Here is a 5,290-nt window from a genome sequence, read left to right on the forward strand (position 1 = left end):
ATCTTTGGTAGAGCGACGGGGTTCTTCGACTCCGTTACACTCCGCTCAGAATGACCGCGATAGGGGGTCTCCCGGCGCGTGGGGACACGCGCCTTACATCAGCGCAGTCGCACGAGGACCGCGCTGGCCGCGGGCACAGGGAACGACGCGATGCGACCGACGACTGAGATCTTCTCCGGCTCGTGCGGGGTCCAGGTGCCGTCGGCGGCGACGGGCGCCCCGGCGAGGGTGACGTCGCTCTTGCTCTGCGCGGAGGGCGCGGTGAGGCGGAAGGCTTCGGCGGTCGCGCGTCCCTCGGGCAGGGTGAGCTCCACGTTGGCCGCGAGCGCGAGGTCCTTGTTGATGATCGTGATCCACAGGGCGCCGTAGGGGTGCTGCGTCGCGTAGGCAGTGAGATTCAGCGCATGCTCGCTGGTCGTGAGTTTTACCAGGCTGCCGTGGCCGGCGAGCGAGAAGGCGAGCATGCCGTAGTACTCGGGGCGGGCGCTGAGGTCGCCGCTTTCGTCGCGGAAAATCGGCGAGTAATGGCTCACGAAGCCGATCTGGTTCACATCGGTTTCCAGGTTCACGCCCGCGCCGCCGTAGGACGCCACGCGGAACATGTAGTCGAGGCACCAGAGCGCGGAGGCGAAGGTGTCGCTGACCCCGGGCTTGCCGCCGCCGAAGAAGGAATTCACTTCGTTGATGCGGAAGGCGATGCCGTTCCCGGCGCACGCGTCGTGGAGCTTTTGCAATTTTGTGTCCCATGCCGGGTGCGGGCCGAGCAGCGTCTCGATGGTGGCCTCCGGGGATCTCGCGCCGCCGCGATAGTAGTGGTGGATGAGCAGCCGCATGTCCCTGGCTTCCGTGCGCGCGAAGTTGAGGGACCACTCCATATTGGCCGCGGAGTCGGGGCCGGAAAAAACGGCGCCGGGCAGCGCGGCGCGGACCGCTGCTTTGTACTCGAGATAGGCCGCATGGTAGCTGGCGTAGCCGTCGAATTTCTTGAGCATGTCGACCTCATTGCCGATCTCGAACGAGTGCAGCCGGTCGCCCAGCGCCGCTTGCACGGCGAGCGCCTCTTCGGCCGCTTCCTCCTTCGAGCCGGTGCCGAGGTTGAGCGTCCACATCGCCTGCCAGCCGGTGGCCCGCAAAAATGCGCCGAGGTCCGCGAGCACCGCGCGGTTGATCACGGTGGTGTCTTGCGCGGTGTGCGGCACGGGCGTTCCCTGCGGCTCGAAGTGGGTGTGATCACCGATGATGCCGCCGATGCGCACCAGACCGTGCGGGCCCAGCGTGCGGTAGAGCTGGATGAGGTGCGCATGGCCGGCGCTGAAAAATCCCACGCGGGCCAGGGCGGAAGTTTCGTAACCGAAGCCGATGAAGTCGTCCGGCAGGGCGGCGACGACCGTCTGTGGATCGACCTGGAGGCGCACCCGTTCGGTGGGCGTGGGAGACTGTGCGTGCACCGCCGCCGCGACGCACGCGAGGAGGATGGGGAGAAGCGGTTTCACGGCGCGATGCTGACTGGGCGGCGCGCTTTCATCAATCGCGAGGCGTCACACGATCTCCGCGCGCCGTCCCTCATGCACGCTGGCGAGCAGCGGCAAGGCCACGCCCCAGGCGAGGAGCACTTGCAGGAGGATGAGCACGTGGAAATAGGAAAATGCCGCGCCGCCGGGGACGTTCCAGGTGCTCCAGGCCAGGGGCATGTGGTCCTTGATCCAGCCGCCGGTGAGCGCGCCGATGGAGCCGATCACGCCGGCCGTGGACCAGTGCACGGCCATGGCCACGGTGCGGCCGGTATTCGGGGTGAGGGCTTGCGTGAGGCGCAATTGGCAAAGCTGCATGCCGGCGTAAAAGCCGCCGATGATCAACGACGCCGCGCTCATGAGCAGGACCGGCTGCGGCACCGGGCCGATGAACGGCAGCGACACCCGCGTGGGCGAGGCAAAGAACCACATGAGCGTGAACAGGGGGCCGACGGCGACGAGAAACATGGCCACCGCGCGCGCGCCAAAGCGATCGATGCGATGGCCGATGGGGTGCGACCACATGACTGCCCCCAGCGCTGACGCCAGGATGAGCCACGAGGCTTCGGAGTAGGTGGCGTCAAAGGCTTCGTGCAAATAGACGACGTTGAAAAATCCCGGCGTGCCATTGAAGTAACCGGGCAGGGCCAGCGCGGCCATCCAGGCGCCCATGGCGAGGGTCACGCGCCGGAAATCGCGGCTGCGCAACGGCACGAGGAGGCGTTTCCACGGCGATTGGCCGGGGGCGCTGCGCAGCGGCGCCGGCTCGATGACGCCAGAGTGAACGACGATGTCGCCGAGGCCAAAAATCGCCGCGATGGAAAACACTACGGTGAAGCCGAGCAGGCTGCCCTGGGTCTGGCCGGCTTTGTCGAGAATCCAACCGAAGGAAAGCGCGGCGATGAGGACCACGATGGAAAGGAGGCGTTGCCGGCCGCCCCAGAATCGCCCGGCGCGTCCGGCCGGTAGAAGATCTGCCATCCAGCTCAGCCACGGGGCGGTGCTGGCATTACCGAGGCAATCGCTCAACCCGAGTGCGACGATGATCACCACCACCCAATGCGCTTCGCCCGTGGGCCAGAGCAGCGGCAAAAACGCGGGGACGAGCCATAGTGCGCGGTGGGTCGAGGCGATGGTGGCCCAGAATGGTTTGCGCCGGTGCAGCCGCTCGACGAAAAAGGCCGACGGCAATTGCGTGAACATCGCCGCCTGCCGCACCGCACCCATCAGCCCGAGTTGAAAACCGGTGGCATGAATGGCCTGCATGAACAGGGGCAACGGCAGCCCGTAGACCGCCACCAGCCACACCGTGCCCAGCGCACCGGCAGCGACATTCTTCCGCATCGACATCTCGAGCTCTTGCTCGGAGAGCGCAGTCGGGGCGAGAGGATCGAGCGGCATGAAGACCGGCCATCACAGCGGAGCCCGTTTCGCCGTGCAAGGCAGGAGCGCACCTTGCCATTTCCAGCGTCCGCGATAAGGTCGGGCATGAGTATCAGCCAGATTCTCGATGAACTCCCTCACTTGAGTCCACAGGAGCGGTTGCGCGTCGCCGAGCGAGCGTTGGAGCTCGATGCGTTGTCGGCGGAAACGGAAGCACTCGTCGAACAGCGGCTGGCCGATCACGACCGCGACCCTGGGACGGCCATTCCTCTCGACGATTTTCTTGCCCAGTTGCAAGCCCGGTATCCTGTGTGAGTTGGCGAGTCGACATTCGGCCGGAAGTTCGCGCGGATATCGACGAGGCGGCGGAGTGGTATGAGCGCCAACGCCCCGGCCTCGGAAACGAGTTTGTCCAGGAAGTGGCGCGGGTGCTTCCCAAGTTGGCGGCGAATCCGTTCCTCAATTCACGCCGGCACCGGACGAAGCACATCCGTTGGCGTTACCCCGAACGCTTTCCCTACCGGATCATCTAGCGTGTGGATGAGGCGGAACAAACCGTGGTGGTCGTGGCTGTATCGCATGCCGCCATGCATGAGAGCCGCTGGCGCGAACGGCTGTAGGGTAGCCGCTGCGGCTTAGTACGGCTTGGCGATGACGCGCCGCTGCGGATCGAGAGCGCCGGTCACGCCCTTGAAAATGGAGGCCGGGGAGACATTTCTCAGCTCGTAGCCCTTGAGCACGAACTCGGGGTAGAAGCCGTTGCTGGCCGGCTCGTAAACCGTCTCGCCGGAGAAATTGCCGTAGAACTTGTATTCGTAGCCGTTGTCGCTGCCGATCTTGCCGAGCTCCCGGTCGGGCGCGAGTTTTTGCTGCTCGTTGAGCATGACCATGCGCGCGGCGCTCCAGTCCTGGCCGGGCTTGCGGATGTAGCCCCAGAATTTGTAGTCCACCTTGTAATAGCGCCGCGCGATGAAGTAATCGCCCGGTGGCTCCGCCTTGATCTCGGCGAGCATGGTCTGACGGGTCTGTAGGTTCGGGTCGGCCGTGGCGCAGCCGGAGAAGAGCGTCATCAGGGTGAAGAGCAGTGCGAGAGCGAGAGAGCGCCGGAGTGTCATGGATGAAGTTTTCAAAGCAGGCCGAGTTTGCCGAGGAAGGGCTCGATCCAATCGGAGAGCGCGTCTTCCTTGAGGGAATTGGGCTCCGGGATGGAACCGAACAAACGCCACGATTCGCCGTGGCCGACCGATTCGCCCGGGGCGAGCGTGCGCAGGGGGCTGAGCGTTTCGATCTGCAGCATGTTGGCGTTGCTGAAAGTCTCGAAATTGCAGCCGAAATCGGGATACGTGGCGCCTTCTTCAAACTCGACGAGCTTGATGAACAACACGCTGCGGGTGAGATAGCCGATCCATTTCATCTGGTGGCGCAGGCCGAGCTTGGTCGGTGCGCTGTGCGGCGTTTGCCGCAGGGTGATAAATTCGCGGCCCCAGCGCCAGCGGTCGTCCGCGGTGTCCGTGTAGGGCCACAGGACTTGCTGGCGATTGGGCTGCACGTTGCGGGCATGCGGGGACATCGGCGGGCGCGGGATGATCTCCAATCCGCCCGCCTCCATCGTGGTGACGCCCCAGGTCGCGAGCGTGACCGGCGCGGTGCCCGCATTGGTGGCGCGATGCTCGAGCTTCACCTCCGAGGAATCCTCGGCGAGGGTGACGATCAAGGATTTCTTGATGTGCCACGGCGCGACCGCTTCGTTCTCGAGCCGCACGCCGTTGGGCAGCAGTTCGTAGGTCACGGGCGAATTATCCGGGAAATACGTGCGCTCATTTTCCGGCGCGAGCCAGAGGCGATGGCCGCCGCGGGCGCGGTAGGCGTCCTCGCCGCTCTGGCCGAGTTCCTCGGCGTTCGTCTTGAGCACGTTCTTGCCGCCGGGCAGATGCTGGTAGGAAATGACGCGGGGGCCGACGTCGAGCGTGATGATCAGCTCCGCGTGCTCGTTCGCCAGGCGGAGACAGTTCGTCCACCCGCCAAAAGTCGTCTTCTCAATTTTCATCGATCTCCTTGCGCACTTTGGCGAGCAGCGCGGGGTGCCGCTGGAGCTGGTGGGTGAGCGCTTCGATGGCGCGCAGCGTGGGCGGGCTGATGTGATGTTCCATACCTTCCACATCGTGATAGATCACCTCGTCGTCGAGGCCAAGGAGTTTGAGGAAGTCCGTGAGCAGATGGTGCCGCCGGGTGATGCTGCGGGCCAGGGCCTCGCCGGCGGTGGTCAGGGCGAGGCCGCGGTACTTTTCGTACTTCAGCAGACCCTCGGCATCGAGCCGCTGCACCATGTTCGTCACGCTCGCCTGGGAGATCTTCAGGCTCTGGGCGATGTCCACCACGCGGGCGTAGCCCTTGGT

Annotated in this window: 7 protein-coding genes; 2 read left to right on the plus strand and 5 right to left on the minus strand. The window is 65.1% G+C overall.

The annotated features are described in order from the left end of the window. Positions 1 to 98: 98 nt before the first annotated feature. Complete coding sequence (locus ABJF10_RS29035; RefSeq protein WP_348548098.1) at positions 99 to 1,493, minus strand: glycosyl hydrolase family 79 C-terminal domain-containing protein; 1,395 nt, start codon at positions 1,491 to 1,493, stop codon at positions 99 to 101. Positions 1,494 to 1,538: 45 nt separating this feature from the next. Then, on the minus strand, positions 1,539 to 2,912 hold the full coding sequence (locus ABJF10_RS29040; protein WP_348548099.1) for an MFS transporter: 1,374 nt from the start codon (positions 2,910 to 2,912) through the stop codon (positions 1,539 to 1,541). Positions 2,913 to 2,999: 87 nt separating this feature from the next. On the opposite strand from ABJF10_RS29040, the gene ABJF10_RS29045 reads away from it, so the two are divergent. After that, positions 3,000 to 3,209, plus strand: coding sequence for a hypothetical protein (locus ABJF10_RS29045; protein ID WP_348548100.1), 210 nt, complete (start codon positions 3,000 to 3,002; stop codon positions 3,207 to 3,209). Beyond that, positions 3,206 to 3,427: a type II toxin-antitoxin system RelE/ParE family toxin gene (locus tag ABJF10_RS29050; protein ID WP_348548101.1), complete on the plus strand. Its 222-nt coding sequence runs from the start codon at positions 3,206 to 3,208 to the stop codon at positions 3,425 to 3,427. The genes ABJF10_RS29045 and ABJF10_RS29050 overlap by 4 nt, the downstream gene beginning before the upstream one ends. Before the next feature lie 102 nt (positions 3,428 to 3,529). Here ABJF10_RS29050 and ABJF10_RS29055 read toward each other — a convergent pair whose 3' ends face one another. The 3 genes from ABJF10_RS29055 to ABJF10_RS29065 all read right to left on the minus strand — a co-directional run. Continuing rightward, complete coding sequence (locus tag ABJF10_RS29055; RefSeq protein ID WP_348548102.1) at positions 3,530 to 4,009, minus strand: hypothetical protein; 480 nt, start codon at positions 4,007 to 4,009, stop codon at positions 3,530 to 3,532. Between the two features lie 11 nt (positions 4,010 to 4,020). Further along, entirely contained in the window at positions 4,021 to 4,941 is a 921-nt protein-coding gene (locus tag ABJF10_RS29060) for a hypothetical protein (protein WP_348548103.1), read from the minus strand. After that, the coding region (locus tag ABJF10_RS29065; RefSeq protein ID WP_348548104.1) for an iron dependent repressor, metal binding and dimerization domain protein at positions 4,931 to 5,290 on the minus strand (360 nt) is incomplete at its 5' end. The genes ABJF10_RS29060 and ABJF10_RS29065, both read right to left, overlap by 11 nt.

This window comes from Chthoniobacter sp. (assembly GCF_040003245.1).
Lineage (GTDB): Bacteria > Verrucomicrobiota > Verrucomicrobiia > Chthoniobacterales > Chthoniobacteraceae > Chthoniobacter.